This window comes from Roseimicrobium sp. ORNL1, assembly GCF_011044495.1.
GTDB lineage: Bacteria > Verrucomicrobiota > Verrucomicrobiia > Verrucomicrobiales > Verrucomicrobiaceae > Roseimicrobium.
In genome coordinates this window covers 6,620,820-6,640,227 of sequence record NZ_CP049143.1, presented here as the reverse complement: position 1 = coordinate 6,640,227, position 19,408 = coordinate 6,620,820, and the positions used below count along the sequence as shown (strand labels likewise).

Here is a 19,408-nt window from a genome sequence, read left to right as displayed (position 1 = left end):
TGGATCACCACGGGTGCTCGACATGCGACGTCACCAGGCGTGTTGAGCGCTGACGGGAACGAGGCGTTCCCGATCCTTGGGCCTTCTGCGACACGCTGGGTAAGTTCGTCGCGTTTAAGCGATCTGTTTTCAACTCGTCCTGCTATCAAAGAATATTTGGCTCACAAGGTCTACGCTCCCCGAAGTTCCCTTCGCAGCCCGAGTCTCGTGGCCCGAAGGGTCACACGATTCCAGCCCAGGGCAAGAGAGCCCCAGCGACCGCCGCCCTGGGTCCATGCCCCTCGGCATCGCGGCCTGAAAGGTCGCACGAGCGTCTCACGAACGCGTAGGAACCTGTGGGCAATCCCCCTTTGGGCTCACCAGATCTAGACCATCCAGACTACCGCGCCACCGTCGCTTCCGCCGCTGCCGCATCCAGAGGTGCAGCTTCCGGAGTTACGCGATTGCCGCCGGGATCGAGGATTTTGACGGTCACGTAGAAGAGAACGTTCTTCTTTTCCACCTGGTCGAGCTGGCTTTGGAAGGCGCGGCCCACGATGGGGATGTTCCCGATGATGGGCACCTTGTCGTTGATGTCCTGGCGTTTCTCGTACATCACGCCGCCGAGCACCACGGTCGAGCCGTCATACACCGTAACATTGGTGGAGATCTTGTTGGAGCGGAAGACAGGCTGCAGGATGTCGTTGGGGGTGGCGACGGTGTTTGGCGGCACGTTTTGTCCGGCCAGGGTGATCGGTTCGCCGTAATTGATGAACCCTTCAAACTCGGTCAGGCTGGGCACGAGGTTGAGTTCCACGGTACGATTGTCCGGTCCCACCACGGGTTCCACCTCCATGGTCACGCCCACTTCGCGCATTTCGAAGGCCGTTGGCGTCGAGGGAGTTACCGGTACCACTGGCGGCATGCCCACGTCGATGAGAAAGCCGGTCAGTGCGTCGTAGATGAACAGGGCCGAGAGAGTCTGCGGAATCTGGGGCGGGTCGAACTCGGTGGGATAGATGAACTCACGCGAAACCGAGATGCGGGAGCGCTGGCCACTCTTGGTCACCACGCTGGGAGCTGCCATGAAGTCGATGCCCTTGCTCTGGTGAATCGCGCGCAACACCATCTGGAACGACGGGTCGGTGAACACCCCGGTGATGGCAAAGGTGCCGGGCGAGCGGGAGTCCAGGCCTACCGACTGCTGCTGGCCAATCAGGCCGTCGATGGAGGGTGTTCCAAGAATGGCACCGGAACTGCGCAGGCCGGCGGTGACAGGGTTTACCCCCACGGGGAGGCCACCTGAGCCAGGATAAGTCGTGCTGAAGTCAGCCGAGGTGAAAGCGCCGCTGCGCTGGTTGCCGCCCGTACCGCCGCTGGCGAAGACTCGTTCGGTGCCGGGGAGATTGAACTGACCGAGCATCCAGTCAAAGCCCAGCTCATTGAAGTGGGTCTGATTGACCTCAATCATCCGCACCTGAATCTCCACCTGCTTGGGCACGGCGTTGGATAGTTCATCCACCATGGTGTCCACCAAGACCAGGTTCTCTTCCGTGTTGCGGACGGAAAGGATGTTGGTGGCAGGGCTGTAAGAGGCTCCGGCACCTTCGGGGAACTTCACCCCGCGCTGCTCAAGGAACTCACGGACACCCATGCGGCGGATGGTCAATCCGGTGCCGCCACCTGCGGGCTTGGGGTCGAAAGGATTGGCAGGTGCGGCGCCCACATCACCGGCAGGAGCATTCTGGAGGAAATCCGGCGGCACGCGGTAGCTGCGGGAGATGAGGGTATCCGACCGCTCCGCGCGGGAGGTGATGGTCACGGCGTACTCATCCACCCGGTAGATGGTGCCGGTCATTTCTGTGGCGTACCGGAGCACCTCCTCGAGCGGCACCCCTACCATATTGAGGGACACGGGCTTGTTGGCGATTTCCGGGGAGACCTTCAGTACGAAGTCCACGCCCTTCTTCTGGGGATCGAGCTCCCGGCTGCGGATGCGCAGGAACTCGATGACCTCCTCAAGGCCAGCTCCCTGAAGCTCTACGATAGGCACCATGAAAGTGCGCAGCTTCAGGAGATTGGATTCACGCGTGCCGCCCATGACGCCGAGCTGGCCTGCTGTGCCAAACAGCTTTGAGAGATCCGCAGGAACCGCGTCCTCCCACTGGGCATCCACGGTGGCCAGCATCTTCGCCCGGGTGTGGTCGCGAGCGACATCGAAGTACTGAGCCCGGTACTGCTCGGCCTGCTCCATGCCTCTGCGAGCGGCCTTGTTGTAGGGGTCGATTCTCAGCGCCTCTTTAAAGGTATCGTTGGCCTTGTCGTAGTTGCCCAGATTCAGGAAGCTCCAGCCCTTGCGCAGGGCGTCTTCTACCTCGGCCACCTTGGCGAGGTGCCCAGGAGTGAGGGCGGGCTCGTACCGGTCCGGGTCATCCAGCTCTTTCTCAAGGCGTACCGCATCGGCGTAGCCAGGGTTGAAATCCGGGGCGAGCACGGTCGCGAGCAGCGCGCGTGCTTCCTTATAGTGCGCTTCTTTGGCCAGCTTCCGGGCATGCTGCACGGCGGTGCGGGAGTAGCCATCCCGGGCTTCGGCACGCAGCGTGGCCGCCATGGGCGCATTGGGAAGGAGATTCCAAGCCTCGCGATAATGGGAGGCGGCATCTGCGTAGTCGCCTTTGCTCTCAAGGACAGCGGCTTCCGCGATGTAGGTCTTCGCCTGTTGCAACAAGGCGGCACGGCGTGCCACCTCTCTCTCGGCCACAGAGGATGTGGCGGTCCCGGCGCCCGCCGGACCAGCGTGGAGAATGGACATGGACCCACACCACACACCGCCAGCCATTAGGAGAGGGCAGAGCGCCCTCCTGGCGGAGTTTAAGAGTGGGGGTGGGGGGGTACCTCCTGGCATTTTTCTGATCAAGGCCGCGATTAGAGCGTATTTGCCGGAGAATGACAATCTTCTGCTGCGCGAAAAGCAGTTTTCAACGCTTGGACACCTATGATTGACAAAGGCCATCCGTTTCAGTCCAGTATCTGGCCCCCTTTGCTGCCTCCCGCCGCTCCTTCAATGATGTCCCGAACGTCCCCGAAATTTCCTTTCACCACCTTTGTCAGCGCCATCGCCCTGGTGATGCCATGGCTCACCGCCCCTGCTCCTGTGCAGGCCGGGACGCCCCTGCCGTCTTCTCCAGACTCCACTTCGGAGGTCTTTGGAAAGATGTACCAGTGCCACCCGGGACCTTGGGGCCAGCTGGAGTACTATTACATCTACCTTGAGGCACCCCCGAGCCTTATTGAGCATTTCCCGATGCCGAATTCCGTCACCAAATGGGAATTCCCCGGGGAAACGGAGGCTGGCCTGCGCAATCTTTTCACCCGCGCCTCCCTGCCTCAGGCCCTGCAGGATTACCTCCTCGATTCCAAAAATTGCGTCAACCGGGATGGCCGCATCACCGTCTTTCCGCCGCTGCCGGACCTGTCCGTCATGACGCCGGCCCAGCGCTCCATCATTTACGCGGAGCTGGCCAGGGCTCCTGAAAATGAGTTTTACGTGAACCCGGTGTTCATCACCAGCGGCAGTGTGGACCAGTGGCTCGGCCAGTCCCGCCTCACTCCTGAACTGCGGGAGATCATCAAGAAGTTCACCTACATGCGTGGGGAGGTGCTGGCCTTCAGCGACCTCTCGGCCGTGCTGAACTATGTGAAGACCGACGCCGAGGCGAAGGACTTTTTCAAGACCATGACGCGTACCCGGTCCCTCATGGTCAGGCTGGTTGTTGACGACAACACGGATCTGAAAAGCGTCATCCGCTACTGGAGCGGCCGCAAGCGCAACAAGGACATCGAACCGCTGGTCACCTCGACCATCGAGACCGAAGGCACGAACCAGTTGGACATCATCCACCTGCTGCCCTCACTCGCCCGCCGTTATCTCTATGGCTATCCTCCCATGGAACTGGCGGTCATGGGCCGCATGCCTGACTGCCACTGGAGTTCGCTGAATTTTTTCAACTACAAGCCCAGGGAGTATTACCTGGACACCCGTCTCGCCACGAGCGCGGTGCTGGAGAACTACAACCGGATTGAAGCCCCCTTTGAGTTTGGCGACGTTCTCATGTTCCTCAATGCCCAGGGCAATGCCATCCACTCCTGTGTCTACATCGCGGATGACATCGTCTACACCAAGAACGGCGAGAACATGGCCTCCCCCTGGCTGCTGATGAAAATCAGCGACGTGCAGCGCATCTACTCCTACGAAGGCCAGACGAGCATCCAGGGCTTCCGCTTGAAACCCGGGGTGGAAACCACCGGCGGCGAGCAGTAGGTGGTGCCGATAGCGAAGGAAGCAAGGTCAGCGCAGGTCTGAGAACGGGGCTGCGTCAGAACTTATCAGCGAGATGCCGAAGGCATCATCGGCATGTCTCGTGACGTGTCCGGTGCGAATCGGCCAGGAGGCTTCCTGGACGGGCTCCACCTTGCGCGAAGCGCCTTGGAGTGCGTGATCCCGCTACGCGCATGTGCATCAGGATATAGCATAGCGCATTTAATGAAGTCTCCCGTGAGGGGTCGGACATCGCATTCTCATGACATCGCCATCCCGCCCCATAGGATGACTTGTGTGGCGAAGCCACCTTGGACTGCGCGCAGCCCTGCTGCCGCTTTTCTGAAGTGCAGCCTGCTGCACGCTTCACTGCGACGCAGTCGCCAAGCTTTTCTGAACGCATCACCCTGCCAGCGAGTGCCACCATCGCCACAGCAGGCTGTGGACTCTGGAAAGCGGCAGCAGGGCTGCACGCAGTCCAAGGACGCTTCGCGTCAGAGCGTCCGAATCACTCGCAAGCATCACGCTTTCTTAACCTGACGATGATGCCCGAAGCGGGACCAGAGTCAGGAAGACGCAGCCTCAACCCGCCCGGCACTTCCTTCCCGCTTACTCTTTTTCTTTTTCCTTCTCCTCTTTCTCTTGAGGCTTTCCGCCCTCGAGGAATTTGCTCAGGTGCACCGCGGCGGGATTGGTTCCCAAGCGCTTGAGCTTGGGTCGTGAACCTCGCGTATCCAGTTCGAAGAATCCTGCGATGGGGAAGACCGTCTTCTTCTTGGAGTCGTAGGCCCAGGCCATGATGTCATGCAGGCCCGGCGGCAGTTGGTTCAGCCGGAAACGTCCTGAGAATCCCGCCAGCACCTCCTGGGTGACGCTTTGCCCCGGCAGGTGCACGAACTGGGTGTCCTTGAAAAACATTTCACCGAGGAACAGCGGCATGCCCGTGACCTGCTCCACGTGGAAAATCTCCCAGCGACCCTCCCGCGGAATACGCCGCGTGAGGAAGACGCCGTCCGCCACACGCTCACGTGAAGCCAGACACGCATAGCCTTCGGCAATGCCATAGAATCCATCATCATCCACGCCGATCTCGATGTTCTTGAATTTGGCCGTGTTGGAACTCAGCAACCTCGGCGCCAGGCGGAAGTTGTTGAGTTGGGTATCCTTCAGCAGGGGCGGATCCAGGAGGCCCAGCTTATCCGCGAGGATCGCGTAGTGCGGATTCACCGGCACCACATTATCCATCTGGGGCATCACTTTGACGAAGCGCGTGGTCACCGCGCCACGCAGGCGCGAGGACTGCCACATCTCCATGAGGTGCTGGCCGTGCACCCAGGAGGCCGCCTGCACGCAGACGAGCACCACGGCCATGGCCAGCATGGCGCGATTCACCGTGGGCAGGGGATGTTCGCGGCGCTTCTGCCAGTCGCGCACCATCAGCCAGGTGAGCACGATGATGGAAACCGTGAGTGGGATGGGATGGATGGCATAGCGGGGCGCAATAGCATTGTCCCCGCTGGTGGAGGCCCACATGCGGCCCAACGCCACGAGACACGCGGTCCCGATGGAATAGGCGCCAAACATCAGCCACGGGAGGAGCTTCGCGCGCAGGTCCTGACGCTTCCAGTGCCAGAAGAGGTACACCACCGCCGCCAGATACAGAGCGACGGAAATGGCGCCTGCGTAGAGGCTCGCCTGCATCACGCTCAGGCTGGTGCCGCGTCCCAGATGCCCGCCGAGGAATCGCAGGACATAGGGAATCGCCCTTCCTGGCTCCTTCATGAACCCGACAATGTCGCTCTTCAGCGTCTCGTGGCCGTCCTGCTGCTTGTAGGCGAACGCCGGGTCCACCTCATTCTTCAGGTCGTGGAAGTAGAGGGCCATCGTGATGCCGAAGGCCACCAGCCACAGCGCGCCGAAGATGTGCCGCGCCCGGGGATTCCGAATGACTCCGCCGAACCACACAATCGGAAGCGGCAGCAACCACACGAGAATGCCCGAGGCGAAGCTCTGGGTGGCGCAACTCGCGGCCAGCACACCCACGATCCATCGCAACCACAGCGGCCAGGGTGAGGTGACCGCCACCAGGGCCGTACTCAGGAAGAAGGCGGGGCAGGCCACCTGGAACATCATGGCCCACAGCACGATGCGGTACTGCACTGGCGAGAAGAGGCTGATCGCCGCCAGCATCAGCAGCGGCCACCACGTGAGGAAAGACTTTCCTGACGTACGCTTGATCAGGATGCCCACATTCACCTGGGTGAGCACCAGGAGGAACCAGCCGAAGAACATCTGCTTGGTCCAGTCCGTGGGCCAGATTTGGTGGAACACCATGATCACCGCTCGCACGAACGCCATGCGGTGCTCCATCTGCACGGCGAAGTAGTCCCACACCGTCAGGGTGCCCAGGCTCTCTTTTTCAAACATGTGCACAAACATCCAGTCATCCAGGAAGGGGATGTTCACGCGGTACTCACGAATGAGAAGGAATAGGGCAATCCCTGGGAGGCTCACCATCAGACAGGCAAATGCTACATAAAGCCGGCGCCGGAGTGGCGTGGGTCCATCCCCGGTCTGGGAGGGTGCTGGAACGGCGACAGGAGCCGGTGGCGGCGCTGGCTGGGGGGAAAAGGAGGATTCCACCATGTAGGATGTGCAATGTGTCAGACTCCGTGACTGGCGCCTTTGCTGAGGATCTCCTTCACCACGTTTCCGGAGACATCGGTGAGTCGGAAGTCACGGCCCTGGAAATGGTAGGTAAAGCGTTCGTGATTGATGCCCAGGAGGTGCAGCATGGTTGCATGGAAATCATGAACATGCACCTTATTTTGTGCCACGTGATATCCGAGTTCATCGGATTCACCATAGGTGATTCCGGGTTTGATACCGCCTCCCGCCATCCAGAAGGTGAAGCAATTCGGGTGATGATCGCGCCCCCCCTTGTCGCCCTTGCCTACACGCCCCTGCATGTAGGGGGTGCGGCCAAATTCGCCGCCCCACACCACGAGGGTGTCCTTGAGCATGCCGCGTTCCTTCAGATCCGTGATGAGTGCGGCACTGGCCTGGTCCACTTCACGCGAGGTGATGGGGAAGTCGTGCTCCATGTTGCTGTGCTGGTCCCAGCCGGGATGGAAAAGCTGGATGAACCGCACCCCGCGCTCGGCGAGGCGTCGCGCCTGCAGGCAGTTCGAGGCGAAGGTACCCGGAGTGCGTGAATCCGGACCGTACAGGTCAAAGACATGGGATTGCTCCTTGCTTAGGTCCATCACCTCGGGAATGGCCGTCTGCATGCGGAAGGCCATCTCGTAGGATTCCCAGCGGGCATCCGCATCCGCGCTCAGGGCGGCATCCGGCTGCACGGACTGCAGTTCCTTCAACCCATCCAGCATGCGCCGGTTGGCTTCACGGGGGATTCCGGGAGGGTCACTCAAGTAGAGCACCGGGTCCTTCGAGGCGCGAAGTTGCACGCCGTCGTATCTGGCAGGAAGGAAACCGCTGCCCCACAGCTTGCTGCTCAGGGGCTGGTCCACCGAGCGACGCGAGATGAGCACAATGAAGGCGGGCAGGTTCTCATTCTCACGTCCCAGCCCATACTGGATCCACGAGCCGGCACTGGGACGCCCCGCAATGGGAGAACCCGTCTGGATGAAGGTGATGGCCGGATCGTGATTCACCGACTCCGACACCATGGACTTCACAAAGCACAGGTCATCCGCGACACGCGCGAGGTGGGGGAACGCATTGCTCACCCAGGCGCCGCTCTGCCCGCACCGCGTGAAGGGATGGGAAGAACCCTTCAACTGGAAAAGCGTCTGGTTTCCGGACATGCCGGGCAGCGACTGGCGGCCCTTGCGGAAAGAGTCGGGAAGGCTTTTCCCCTGGAGCTTCTGCAGCTCGGGCTTGTAGTCGAAGCTGTCCACATGAGACGGACCGCCGCTCATGAAGAGAAAGATGACACGCTTCGCCTGGGGCGCGAAATGCGGAAGACCGGGGAGCGCACCGCCGCCTGTCACCGGTGCAGTATTTCCCTCGGCGGAAGGGCCCGCGAGCAGGCTGGAGAAGGCCATGCCGCCGAACCCCAGGCCCAGGCGGCTGAGGAGTTGGCGACGCGAGGTGTAGGAACCAATCATGGCATCAGCGGTGCAGGGATTCGTCGTGACTCATGAGTGCGCGCACCAGCAGCGTGGTGGCGGCCACTTGTTCGGGAGGAAGATTCTGTTTCACGGGCGCCTGCCCGTTTCCATGCAGCAGGGCGGAGACCTCAGCGGGATTCTTTTGGAAAAACTCCAGTTCCGTTTCCAGCAGGTGCACCATGACCTTCGTCTCCGCTTCGGAGGGCAGACGTGAAGTGAAGCGCTGGAAGGCCTCTTCACAGAGTGCCTGGTTGTCGTCCGGGTGTGCGCTCACAAGTTTCTCTGCCAGCACGCGCTGGGCCTCCACATACTGTGTGTTGTTCAGCAGCATCAGCGCCTGCGCTGGCGACGTGGTCTGCTCACGGCGCACCACGCAGAACTCGCGTGATGGCGCATCAAACGCCGCAAGGTCCGGCGGTGGCAGCGTGCGACGCCAGAAGGTGTAGAGGCTGCGGCGGTACAGGTTCTCGCCAGTATCCATCTTGTAGGTCTGCTGGAGACCGGACTCCTGGTAGAAATGCTCCGGTACATACGGATGGGCGCTGGGACCTCCCAACTTGGGATTCAGCAATCCACACGCCACGAGAGCCTGGTCGCGCAATTCCTCGGCACTGAGACGCACATGCGGACCACGAGCCAGCAGTTTGTTCTCAGGGTCCTGGGACATCGTTGCCGCCTCCTGGGGACGCGTGCTCTGGGCGAAGGTTTCACTGAGCGCCATGAGGCGCACCATGCGCTTCACGTCCCAGCCGTGCTGGGTGAAGGTGCAGGCCAGCCAGTCCAGCAACTCGGGATGTGTGGGCATCTCGCCCCGCGTGCCGAAGTCTTCCGGTGTCCCCACCAGTCCGCGGCCAAACAACACCTGCCACAGGCGATTCACCGCCACGCGGCTGGTGAGTGGATGCTCCGAACTCGTCAGCCACTGGGCGAGCCCAAGACGGTTGCGGGGCAGCTTGTCAGGGAAGGGGAGAACCGCAGCCGGAGTGGCGGGCTTCACCTCGGTGGAGGGCTGGCGGTAGTCACCACGCACACGTACGAAGCTGGGGCGTGGGTTGGGCCGCTCCTGCATTACCATCATCTCCAGCACCTCGTTCGCGGTGGTAGCCTGCTTTTTCCGCAGCAGCATGGCTGAGTGCGCCATGTCCTTCCACTCCTGGCACTTCGTCTGCAGCCACCAGTCGTACCAGTCATCCGCCGTGGCATGGAGACCTGCCAGATGTCTCACCTCGCCATTGCTCAAGGTCCGGTTGAAGACATGGAATTCATCCACCGCGCAGTTCTTCAGCGGTGAATCATGGAACCTGCCGCCCAGGGCAAAGAAGATGGCATCCCGATCAATGTCGCCCCATTCCTCGCGCCGTATGATGTCCTTCTGCAGATTGTCCTGCACGATTTCTGTGGTCGCCGGCTCGCCATTGATCCACATCTGCAGACCTGAGGCCCGGCTGCTGCCGTCGTAGCTCACCGCCACATGGGTCCACTGATTCAGCGGCAGCGGGGACTTGGCACGGATGCGAATTTCATTGCCGGGATGGAAATGCATCAGGGCAAAGGAAGGAACTTCGTTCTCCAGCAGCACCTCGTAGCCACGTCCGTCATCCAGGCCACCGCGTGACCAGGAAATCACCACCGCGCGGTCGCGATGCTCCCGAAGCTGCATCCACAGCGAGAAGCTGAAGCGGTCATGCTTGTGATACTCGCCCAGTCCCGGGAACGTGATTTCATCATCACCCTTCAGCAGCACCGCGCGTCCCCGTCCCGGAGGCCCCTCGATGGATTCCAGCTTGGCACGTTCGCGTCCGGGTTTCTTGGTGTTCGCGTTGTTGACGACGTCCTTGCCGCCCTTGGGTTTCGCGTCATCGAAGAGGAACCGGCCCTTGGCCTGCGGTTTCCAGGTGGCGATATCGCCACTGCCGAACCAGGATTTCACACGGTTCCAGGCACCCGAGGTCAGTTCACCCGGCACTCCATTGGCCGTGACCCACGCATCGTATTGCGGCCGCACACGCTTCTTGATTTCATCGAGCTCACGTTCTACGGCCGAGATCTGCCACTGCAGGGCGCCGAGGCGCACTTGCTCTGCCTGATTCGGCAGCAGGATGGAGGGTGAGGGCACCGCCTTCGGGCAGTATTGTGAGTAAACGCCGTTTTCCTCGATGTTGTCGAACATCGCCGCCATCTCCCAGTACTCCTTTTGCGAGATCGGATCGTACTTGTGGTCGTGGCACTTCGCGCACTCCATGGTGAGTCCCATGAAGACGAGGCCGCTCACGCGCACGCGGTCGCTCACCTGATCCAGGCGAAACTCCAGCGGGTCGCTGCCGCTCTCGTTGGACTGCGGGGAGAAGCGGTTGAAGGCCGTGGCTACGCGCTGCTCCACCGTGGCTCCAGGCAGGAGGTCTCCCGCTGTCTGCCATTCCACGAAGCGGTTGTAGGGCAGATTGGAATTGAAGGCCTGTATCACCCAGTCGCGCCACGGCCACGCCACCATGTCGCCGTCCTCATGTCGGCCATAGCTGTCGGCGTACCTCGCGGCATCCATCCAGTGCTTCGCGAAGTGCTCGCCATACGCTGGCGAATCCAGCAGGCGATCCACCACCTTCTCACGGGCTGTGGGGGAGGAATCCGCGAGGAACGTCTCCAGTTCCCCAGGGCTTGGCGGCAGACCGGTCAGGGCAAAGGTGACCCGGCGCAACCATGCAGCCTTTTCGGCTGGCGGCGCTGCCTGCAGTGAGTGGGCTCTGAGCCCGGCTAGCACGAATGCATCAATGGGATTCTGCGGCTGCACGCCGTTGTGCTCCACTTGGGGCACGGTGGGCATCACCGGCGGGATGAAGGCCCAGTGCTTCTGGTACACCGCCCCTTCTTGCACCCATCGTTTTAGCAGAGCCCTCTCCTCGGGGCTCAAGGACAGGTGCGAGTCCGGAGGAGGCATCACCTCATCTTGATCCGTGGTGAAGATGCGCTCCACGAGTGCGCTGTGCTCCGTGTCTCCTGGAGCGATGGCCTTCGCCGCTACCGCCTGCTCAAAGTCGTCCAGTCGCAGTTTGGCTTTGCGCGCCCGCTCATCGGCCCCATGGCAGCGAAAGCACCGGTCCGCGAGAATGGGGCGGATGTGCTTGTTGTATTCGAGCTTCGAAGGCAATTCATCCTTCGCCGCGTGCGCAGGCAAGCTGGTGCTCAAGAGGCACGCGCCAATCGCAAGCCACTTGGGCGGATAGGTCATGAAGGTCATGAGGACAGGCAAGCCTAGGCAAGGACAATGAAGCGTTTCTATGGCATATCCACTCTGATTTTCTACTTAGAAAATGATAATTTTTATATGTTTCTACGTAGAAATAGATCCTGAAATTGATGTCCGTCGCCGGAAAAGCATTACCCACCGGGCCGGGAGATTGGACAGGATTTCAGCGCTTGCGCTTGTTATCTAGTTTCACCAGCAGGATTTCTGCCATGCTGACGCGGTCGCTTTGGCGCAGCTTTTTCGTCACGTCGAGCAACTGGGTGAGCAGGTCACGTTCCCGGCCGTCGGCCAGCGATACTTCCTCAAGGATGTCTCCCACGGCCAGCTCCAGGGCGCGGTAGTCGTGGCCTGTATCCAGGGCAATCAGAAAGCGAGTGGGAGCGACCTTCACCAGATGCAGAAAGGGGATGCGCTGCAGAGTGGCACTGGGGGCGATGACGATCAGTCCCGTGTTGGCGGCCATCTCGAGCACTTCCACCAGGGGTTGTTCCTGTTCGTGTTCCCGGAGCGCCTCCTGCGTCAGTTTCACAATGGCACGACCGCGATCCGGGTCGATGTGCTGCAAACCCTGCAACGTGCTCTCGGGCAGCGTGATGGTGATGGGGCGACTGGGCTCATCGAATTTTGGCGGGCGGCCTCCTCCATAGCGTTGATCGGATGATGCAGTCGGTTTCACAGCGGTGTAGGGGTAAGCAGGGAGTTTGGAGGAGATGCCGGTTTTTGTCACAATTGCAATACGTGCTCGCGTGCCAGTGGCCGCATGGTTTTACCCCGAGCCCAGTAGCCGTACGCGCGAATGGTCAGATGGCCCTTCGGAAACCTCGCCACCGGCAGCGTGCGTTCCCAGCCAAAGTAGTGGGCCACATGCAGGCGCCGCAGCCATTCGTTCTCGTAGAAGTCAAAGGGCTGCCGGGGAAGGGCGAAGGAAACGAGGTTTTCCGAGAGCTTGTCTGGCTGCGCGGTGATGACCACCAGGTCCGGCAGGCTCACCATGTCCTTGGAGACACCGCAGGCGCCCCCGAGGTGTATCATGGCATCCTGCACCAGCGGCGCATCCATCCATGCCCATTTGTCAGGCAGGGCTGAGCCCTTTCGGAAGGCGTCGATGCCGGTTTCCTTCACCATGCGCACGTCCTTGAGCCGTCCGTGCTCTTCCAGGAACACCGCCAGCTGCGTGGTCAGATCCTTGTGGTCGAGGTTCTGCCACATCACCTCCGGATCCAGCGGCAGCACCCTGGCAAAGGACAGCATGGCGCGGTCCTGCTTCATGCGTTCGTGCTCCCACTTCATGTGCTGCCAGCCGTGGTTCCAGTTCACCACATGCATGGCGATGAAACCGCCCAGCAGCATGGCTCCGACACGGCGTGTGAAGAATCGGAACCACCCGGAAGGTGTATCACGCGTGGCAAGCATCGCCGCCAGCATGAGCACTCCCAACGCAAAGAACAAGGTGAAGGTCACGTACCGCGGCGCCATGGCCGCGATAAGTGAGGAGCGCAGCCGCCCGTAGCTGATGAGAGCCGCATTGCCGAGGCCAAAGAGCGTGATTAACAGCCAGGGAAGCGCCGCCTGGAAAACGCCCGGCTCCTTCCGCAGTTGCCACAGGCGGAACAGGCACCCCAGCAGGAGGCCCACGAGTCCCAAGCCCATCACCGCACAGAGCAGGCCCGGCTCCACCGTGGTGCCATTTCCCAGCAGGTATCCCAGCAGCACCAGGGAGAATCGTCCCAGCAGAACCGGCTGCTCGAGCAGGCTGCCTACTCGGGACTCGTCTCCGGTATGGGTGGCAGAACCAAAACCCGCCAGCGCCAGCCAGGCGCCAAGCGCCATCACGGCGAGCCAGGAGAGGGTAATCACGCCGCGCACCATTGCGGGCTTTTCACGGAAATGCAGCCAGACCATGGGAGTCAGCAGCAGACCGGCAAGGAGACCGGTGCCGAAGGAAAACGTGGCGACGAGGGACAAGAATGCGGCTCCTGCGAAAGCCAGCCAGGAGCCAGGCTTCTTCCACAGCCACGCCAGTGCCGCGCAAAATGCCGTGCCGGGAATGAAATTCTGGAAGATGAAGTCCCACACCCACGAGTGACCTTGCGCGGCGGTGAAGATGGTGAGATTCGCACAGAACATCAGAAGCATGCCGCGCGCCGGTCTGCCGCTCCACAGGGGACGTGCGATGACGAATACCGCGAGGGAAATGATCAGGGAGAATATCCAGGCCAGCAGCGGCAGCACCCCCACGTTGCCACCCAGCCAGTGCAGTGCCACGAAGTAGAGAAGCTTCCCCACGGCGCTGGGGTGGTTGTTGTGCGGCGCGAGAAGGTCTCTCCAGCCGTAGTCCCCCTCCCACCAGGCGCGGTACTGCTTCACATACGCCCAAGAATCCTCAAAAGGCACCGGCACCCGCAGCGGCAGCAGCAGGATCAGGATGACCAGTGCCGGAGACCACGCCAGCGCCCAGCCTGCCACGAGAGGCAGCCTGCTCAGGAACGTGTTCCGGTTGGGCGAAGACATGAAGCGGCGAGGCTAGCCGCATCCCGGGCGTCCTCAACCAAAACGAACGGGGAAACCCGGCCCTCTAGTCCCGTGGCTGGCCGAAATTGATCCTGTTTTGATCGATATCGGCGATCATGAACTCCCGCATGCCGTAGGATTCGTCGCGCAGTTCATGCAGGATCGTCACGCCCTGCGCGCGATAGCCCTCATACAGTTCATCAATGCCGGCGGAAAGCTTGAAATAGCAGCGCCCACAGCCTGCGGGCACCGTGGAGAGTGGCGGCGCGGCGATGCCCAGCTGGATGCCATCCCGCGAGACGATGGCGTAGGTGGTGCCGTTCTGGAATTCGACCTCGAAGCCGAGCTGCTCCGCATAGAAGGTGACGGCCCGAGGCAGGTCCTCGACAGGCACACTCGGCATGATGGACGTGAAGTGGGGAGTGGGCATGGCAGTGTGTTTGCCTATCTACGCTGGAGAGGGAGGAGGCGACCGTGCTGGTTCCGTGCTCAGGGTGCTGGAGCCTTGTCCGACGTCGTTGCAAGGGTCAGCGATAAGAAGCAGGCGAAGCGTTTGGTATTTCCGGAAGATGCGAACGAGAACTTCTCACAAGATACCCTGGCGATTTCCAACCGGTGGCGCGCGAGGTCTTCTTTGAACTGCGACACTGTTGGCGTGGCAAACACTGCCTTTTCAAAGCCAGGGCGCAGCGCATCCATTTTTGGGTTGTGCATGTTCCCCGCCGACTCCATCGCCTCCTTTAATTCCTTCGGGGCGATGGTTTCAAGCTGCTGGAAAAGCTCCTTCTGAAAGTTATCATCCGAAAGCAGGTGAGACACGGATAGCAGCCTGAGTTGGTCCAGTTTGCCGTCGTCCGCGACGTCCTGAAGCGCGGCCGCCATGGTCGGGTATTCCGCCGCCGGACCGGGAATCCACACGAAAACCACCCTCGCGGGAAGTCCATCGCTCTCCCTGGCGCTCGTTCGGGAAACATCCCAGCCTGCTTGGGCTTTGGAACAGCAGATAGCTGCGCATGAAATCACCATGGCCAGCAGTGCTGTCGTGTGCATGGCGGGAGCAGAAAAAGCTTTCATAGTGGCAGGTCTGGGTTTGCTCATATTGGAGCAGCAAGGGTGGAACGTGTGCGGGCTGGCGTTGATTAGAGGCGAATCAAACGTCTGGTGAAGAACTGCTGTCTGCACCATCTCACTCTTTGCCGGGTGGTGCAGCCGGCAATTTGATCCTCTACCGGATCCAGCTGCCCAAATCTTTGGAGTAGTAAATGGTGCTTATTCCCCGAATTCTATATGTGGGCTCAATGAAGCGATCATAAGGGATCAGCACACGCGCATACGCCAGGTCGCCGGTATCTTGCTGTTTCACCAGTGTGGTGTCACGCAAGTTTGTTAAATTATGATATGACGCAGGATCGGCTACAGTTCTTGGCAACTCCTGCGGCGTAAGAACTTATTCGGTTTTTAAGCGTGCATGAACTGGTTCCATGCCATCTGAGAGACATCAGAGTTATTCAAGGAACATACGTGACACCACACTAGATTCGCCGAAAGAGCGAGGTTTTCATCAGGCTTGCGCTCGTTGCAAGCGCACAATGCTGCCACGCAAGCCATGCTTCCATGATAAAGCGGCGCGGTGGTTGTTCCGCGCGCGCGGTACAAACAGTTGCGTTTTACTTCAACATCATGTCGGAGGAATTGATGTAATAGCTCACCAGGATGGCTTTGCCGTCGGAGACCCTGTAGGTGAAAGTTTCGGTTCCTTTGCCGCGCTCGAACTCGGTGTTCTGGGCCACCATCACATTGGTCTTGAAGTTGAAGCTGTTCACCCGCCAGGTCGCGTCGGTCGATTTCACCTGCTTGCCCAGTTTGCGATGCACGGCATCGAGCAGGTTTAGGAATTCCTCTTCCTTGGCTGCTGCCTTCAAGTCAGCATGGGAACCCGCATAGATATCCTTGAACTTCTGCTCGTTGAACTTCTTGTGGAAGTCCACGATTGCCGTGTCGGCCAGTCCTTTCCCCTGGGTCATGTCCTTGCAGGAGGGAATCAACAGCAAACAGGCGAGTGAGGACAGCAAGGTGCGACGGTTCATCGTGAGGAGGTGGGTGGGTGTTATTTCGCGAGCATATGATGTTGGAGCGCGTGTGCAGCAAGATCAAGGGGGAGCACCCAGTGTTGCGATGTGAAGGCCCCTTTATAGAAGCTTGCACTATAGACGGACAGGGCAGCTTGCAGGTGTCCGCAGCAGCGCCCTGAAAGGGGCCCAGAGATGGACGCTTGCGGTGAAGGGTGATTAACGGGCGTTTCCCACCATTCAATCGATTGTACTGCTCATGAAGTACACCGTCTGACTTGTGGGTTCGTAGGCCAGGACAGCCTCGGACGAGGAAGATTTCGGATTCCTGCGGGTGTTGATGTAGTACACCATGGCTGCTGCGGTTTCCTTCTCCGGCCGCCACCACGAAGGGTTGTTCGGGTTCGTCGCGATTCGATAAAACTCGTCCCTGCTTGTCGGGATGAATTTGTGAATCAATCCATCGAAGACCGCCTGGGGTGCCGAAAACTTCTGCCATCTTGATCCTGCATCAGAGACGTCGTGCCAGCCCGCTCGGAGGTCGCGGACTTCAGGAGGCGGTTCGGTCCCGAATTCCGAGCGCCAGGCCGCTCGCAATTCGGTTGGGTCAGTGACCTCCCCCGTTCCGAATACGAAATTGGCCAGGAAGAACAATGTCGCCACAAACACAGCGACCGCCGCGGGGAAGCGGAACGCCCAGGCCCATTTGCGAGTGAAGTAGCACGCCACGCCTGAGGCCACCAAGCTGAGCACCCAGACCAGGAGGTGGAAAAAGAGAAAGACAAGGTTCATGGAGTGCTCTTTCCTTGCTGCTTGTCTTCCATCCTGATGAGGTCGATCATGGCAGAGAGAACGGTCACGGTTGGCATGCGTGGGAATGAGGACCTAACCTTGGCTGGGTATCTGCTGAAAGCGCGCCCGGTGAACTGGCGTGCGACGAGAAATGCGCGACCGGTACTGAGGTCGGTATAGTGATCGCGACACCAGCACTCGAGGGGTGAAGGATCAAGTGAGTCGGAGGACTCTGCTTCGCTCTCCGAAGGAACTGCGAGTCGCACGTCCTCGGGCGTCCACCACACCCAGAGGACGCGCCAACCGAGAGTCGGCAGCTCGAAGATTGCGGTGCCTAAGGACGAAGCCAGGCGCTCCTCGAATTCCGCAGGGGTGATGAGTCGCCCCGCCTTACGCATCTGCGAACACACCTTCCAGCCCAAGAGGAGGTGATTGATCCACACCGAGGCAGAGAAGATCAGCGCAAGGAGGACGAGGACGCCGAGAACAATGGCTATGGTCCAGAGCAGTGATTCCATCTCGGTCGCGGGCGAAGCTTGTCTTGTGTTGTTAACGCAAAGCAGCGAAGCAGCAAAGGAGGATTGGGTTCAAAGGATGGTGTGCATGCTTGGCGTTTCAACGATCCGAGATCCCCAGGCTTCTTCATTGACGCCCGCCATGCCCACGCCACCATCGGCGCTGCATGAGAGTGTTGGTCACAGGAGCTTGTGGGTTTGTCGGCAGCCGCGTGTTGCGCCGTCTGCGTGAGAGCACGGAGGGCTGGACCCTGCTGGGCATGGACAACCTGTGCCGCATGGGCAGTGAGCGGAACCGTCCAGTGCTCAAGGAACTCGGCGTGGGCTTCTTCCACGGAGACGTGCGTTGTGCCAGTGACTTCGACAACCTGCCGCCCGTGGACTGGGTCATCGATGCCGCCGCGAATCCCAGTGTGCTGGCCGGGGTGGACGGCCTGAGCAGCAGCCGCCAGGTCATCGAGCACAATCTTCAAGGCACGGTGAACATGCTGGAATACTGCCGCCGCCAGGGGGCCGGATTTGTGCTGCTGAGCACCAGCCGCGTGTACGGGGTGGGTCCCTTGTCTTCCCTTCCCGTCCGGGAAACTGGCAGCCGTTTTGTGCTCGATGAGGAGCACAGCCTGCCGGTCGGTGTTTCTGCGCGAGGGGTGACGGAGGAGTTCTCCACCACCCCGCCGCTCTCCCTCTACGGGGTGAGCAAAAAGATGAGCGAGGATCTGGCGCTGGAGTACGCGAGCACCTTCGACATCCCCGTGCACGTCAATCGCTGCGGCGTGATGGCTGGTGCCGGTCAGTTTGGACGGGCGGATCAGGGCATTGTGGCCTTCTGGATCCACTCCTGGCGCGAGAGCCGGCGCCTGCGGTATCTCGGTTTTGGCGGAAAGGGACTGCAGGTCCGAGATGTCGTTCATCCCGATGATGTTGCGGCTCTAGTGTTTAACCAAATCCAGCAGGGAGAGGTGGAGGACCGGCCCCGGGTGCTGAATGTGGCCGGCGGCCCGGAGAGCACCTTCTCCCTGGCGGAGCTGAGCGCCTGGTGCGAGCAGCGCTTTGGCTATCGCAATGAGGTTCAAGAGGATGGCAGCGAACGCCCCTTCGACATTGCCTGGCTGGCGCTGGATGACAGCAAAGCCCGCACCCTCTGGGGCTGGCAGCCGGAAATCCGCCGGGATGCCATCTTTTCCGAGGTGGCCAAGTTCGCGGAGGCCAACCCGGACTGGATGCATCTGTCCTCCTGATTTTCCCAGGACCCGCCCGACGATGATCGGGGTTTCGATCTGTATTTGAATGTTTTATCGGACCTTGCGTCCAAACCCCTTACGAACATGAAATCCTTTTTCGCGAAGCTTTCCCTCCTCACTCTGGCGGGCCTGTCCCTGCTGCTCTCAAGCTGTGTGGTCGATCCCTACGCCTACAATGACGGCGGTTATTATGACGGTGGCTACTACGGCGGCGGTGGCGGTTACTACCCGCGCAGCACCTACTATGGTGGCGGAGGCTACTATGGCGGGTACTACGGCAACTCGTACTACCGCAACCGGTACTACGACGATCACCACCACCACGATCACGACGACCACAACCACTACTACAAGAAGTCCTCTTCCTCCTCCTCCAGTCGTGGTCCCAACTACGTGCCTGGCAAAGGCTACGCCCACGAGGACCACTACCACTCCAGCCGCGAGAAGCGCATCCAGCACACCAACGTGGAAAGCTCCAGCTCTTCCAACAAGAAGAGTTCCAGCAGCAAGTCCTCAAGCAAGAGTGACGGCAACAAGAGCAGCAGCAAAGGCCGCTCGCGTGGCGACTGAGTGCTCCCTGAGCCCTGCAAACGACCGTTACCCCGC

At 60.5% G+C, this 19,408-nt stretch carries 14 protein-coding genes; 3 read left to right on the top strand and 11 right to left on the bottom strand.

Annotated features, from left to right (window positions below):
- Nucleotides 1–379 precede the first annotated feature (379 nt).
- Nucleotides 380–2,791, bottom strand: coding sequence for an Amuc_1098 family type IV pilus outer membrane protein (locus G5S37_RS26665; RefSeq protein WP_240914721.1), 2,412 nt, complete (start codon nt 2,789–2,791; stop codon nt 380–382).
- A 252-nt stretch (nt 2,792–3,043) separates the two neighbouring features.
- Between G5S37_RS26665 and G5S37_RS26660 the strand changes: the two genes are divergently transcribed.
- Nucleotides 3,044–4,300, top strand: a complete 1,257-nt coding sequence (locus tag G5S37_RS26660) for a hypothetical protein (RefSeq protein ID WP_206026155.1) — start codon at nt 3,044–3,046, stop codon at nt 4,298–4,300.
- Nucleotides 4,301–4,906: 606 nt separating this feature from the next.
- Here the strand turns inward: G5S37_RS26660 and G5S37_RS26655 are convergent.
- From G5S37_RS26655 to G5S37_RS26610, 10 genes are all read right to left on the bottom strand, one after another.
- On the bottom strand, nt 4,907–6,943 hold the full coding sequence (locus G5S37_RS26655) for a hypothetical protein (protein WP_165208370.1): 2,037 nt from the start codon (nt 6,941–6,943) through the stop codon (nt 4,907–4,909).
- A 17-nt stretch (nt 6,944–6,960) separates the two neighbouring features.
- Nucleotides 6,961–8,427 carry a DUF1501 domain-containing protein gene (locus G5S37_RS26650; RefSeq protein WP_165208368.1) on the bottom strand — a complete coding sequence of 489 codons (1,467 nt, stop codon included), beginning with the start codon at nt 8,425–8,427 and terminating at the stop codon, nt 6,961–6,963.
- A gap of 4 nt (nt 8,428–8,431) precedes the next feature.
- Nucleotides 8,432–11,656 (bottom strand): DUF1553 domain-containing protein, encoded by a 3,225-nt coding sequence (locus G5S37_RS26645; protein WP_206026154.1) that lies wholly within the window; start codon nt 11,654–11,656, stop codon nt 8,432–8,434.
- A gap of 181 nt (nt 11,657–11,837) precedes the next feature.
- Complete coding sequence (locus G5S37_RS26640; RefSeq protein WP_165208364.1) at nt 11,838–12,350, bottom strand: hypothetical protein; 513 nt, start codon at nt 12,348–12,350, stop codon at nt 11,838–11,840.
- A 47-nt stretch (nt 12,351–12,397) separates the two neighbouring features.
- Nucleotides 12,398–14,185, bottom strand: a complete 1,788-nt coding sequence (locus G5S37_RS26635; RefSeq protein ID WP_165208362.1) for a hypothetical protein — start codon at nt 14,183–14,185, stop codon at nt 12,398–12,400.
- 64 nt (nt 14,186–14,249) lie between these two features.
- Complete coding sequence (locus G5S37_RS26630; protein WP_165208360.1) at nt 14,250–14,615, bottom strand: VOC family protein; 366 nt, start codon at nt 14,613–14,615, stop codon at nt 14,250–14,252.
- A gap of 59 nt (nt 14,616–14,674) precedes the next feature.
- The gene (locus G5S37_RS26625; RefSeq protein WP_165208358.1) at nt 14,675–15,370 is read right to left on the bottom strand and encodes a hypothetical protein; all 696 of its coding nucleotides are present in this window, start codon (nt 15,368–15,370) and stop codon (nt 14,675–14,677) included.
- Between the two features lie 482 nt (nt 15,371–15,852).
- Complete coding sequence (locus G5S37_RS26620; protein WP_165208356.1) at nt 15,853–16,272, bottom strand: hypothetical protein; 420 nt, start codon at nt 16,270–16,272, stop codon at nt 15,853–15,855.
- Between the two features lie 222 nt (nt 16,273–16,494).
- Nucleotides 16,495–17,046 carry a hypothetical protein gene (locus G5S37_RS26615; RefSeq protein WP_165208354.1) on the bottom strand — a complete coding sequence of 184 codons (552 nt, stop codon included), beginning with the start codon at nt 17,044–17,046 and terminating at the stop codon, nt 16,495–16,497.
- Nucleotides 17,043–17,564 (bottom strand): hypothetical protein, encoded by a 522-nt coding sequence (locus G5S37_RS26610; protein WP_165208352.1) that lies wholly within the window; start codon nt 17,562–17,564, stop codon nt 17,043–17,045. Before G5S37_RS26610 ends, G5S37_RS26615 begins: the two co-directional genes overlap by 4 nt.
- 164 nt (nt 17,565–17,728) lie before the next feature.
- Between G5S37_RS26610 and G5S37_RS26605 the strand changes: the two genes are divergently transcribed.
- Together G5S37_RS26605 and G5S37_RS26600 are read left to right on the top strand one after the other, a co-directional pair.
- Nucleotides 17,729–18,799 carry an NAD-dependent epimerase/dehydratase family protein gene (locus G5S37_RS26605; RefSeq protein ID WP_165208350.1) on the top strand — a complete coding sequence of 357 codons (1,071 nt, stop codon included), beginning with the start codon at nt 17,729–17,731 and terminating at the stop codon, nt 18,797–18,799.
- Between the two features lie 87 nt (nt 18,800–18,886).
- A complete protein-coding gene (locus tag G5S37_RS26600) occupies nt 18,887–19,372 on the top strand; it encodes a hypothetical protein (RefSeq protein WP_165208348.1) in 486 nt (161 codons plus the stop codon).
- Nucleotides 19,373–19,408: the final 36 nt, after the last annotated feature.

Excerpts from the sequence above, each read along its gene's own strand:
- G5S37_RS26605 (WP_165208350.1), top strand. The coding sequence starts at position 17,729 with ATGAGAGTGTTGGTCACAGGAGCTTGTGGGTTTGTCGGCAGCCGCGTG.
- G5S37_RS26665 (WP_240914721.1), bottom strand. The coding sequence starts at position 2,791 with ATGTCCATTCTCCACGCTGGTCCGGCGGGCGCCGGGACCGCCACATCC.
- G5S37_RS26620 (WP_165208356.1), bottom strand. The coding sequence starts at position 16,272 with ATGAACCGTCGCACCTTGCTGTCCTCACTCGCCTGTTTGCTGTTGATT.
- G5S37_RS26600 (WP_165208348.1), top strand. The coding sequence starts at position 18,887 with ATGAAATCCTTTTTCGCGAAGCTTTCCCTCCTCACTCTGGCGGGCCTG.
- G5S37_RS26655 (WP_165208370.1), bottom strand. The coding sequence starts at position 6,943 with ATGGTGGAATCCTCCTTTTCCCCCCAGCCAGCGCCGCCACCGGCTCCT.
- G5S37_RS26630 (WP_165208360.1), bottom strand. The coding sequence starts at position 14,615 with ATGCCCACTCCCCACTTCACGTCCATCATGCCGAGTGTGCCTGTCGAG.
- G5S37_RS26650 (WP_165208368.1), bottom strand. The coding sequence starts at position 8,427 with ATGATTGGTTCCTACACCTCGCGTCGCCAACTCCTCAGCCGCCTGGGC.
- G5S37_RS26625 (WP_165208358.1), bottom strand. The coding sequence starts at position 15,370 with ATGGTGCAGACAGCAGTTCTTCACCAGACGTTTGATTCGCCTCTAATC.
- G5S37_RS26610 (WP_165208352.1), bottom strand. The coding sequence starts at position 17,564 with ATGGAATCACTGCTCTGGACCATAGCCATTGTTCTCGGCGTCCTCGTC.
- G5S37_RS26645 (WP_206026154.1), bottom strand. The coding sequence starts at position 11,656 with ATGACCTATCCGCCCAAGTGGCTTGCGATTGGCGCGTGCCTCTTGAGC.
- G5S37_RS26635 (WP_165208362.1), bottom strand. The coding sequence starts at position 14,185 with ATGTCTTCGCCCAACCGGAACACGTTCCTGAGCAGGCTGCCTCTCGTG.
- G5S37_RS26615 (WP_165208354.1), bottom strand. The coding sequence starts at position 17,046 with ATGAACCTTGTCTTTCTCTTTTTCCACCTCCTGGTCTGGGTGCTCAGC.
- G5S37_RS26660 (WP_206026155.1), top strand. The coding sequence starts at position 3,044 with ATGATGTCCCGAACGTCCCCGAAATTTCCTTTCACCACCTTTGTCAGC.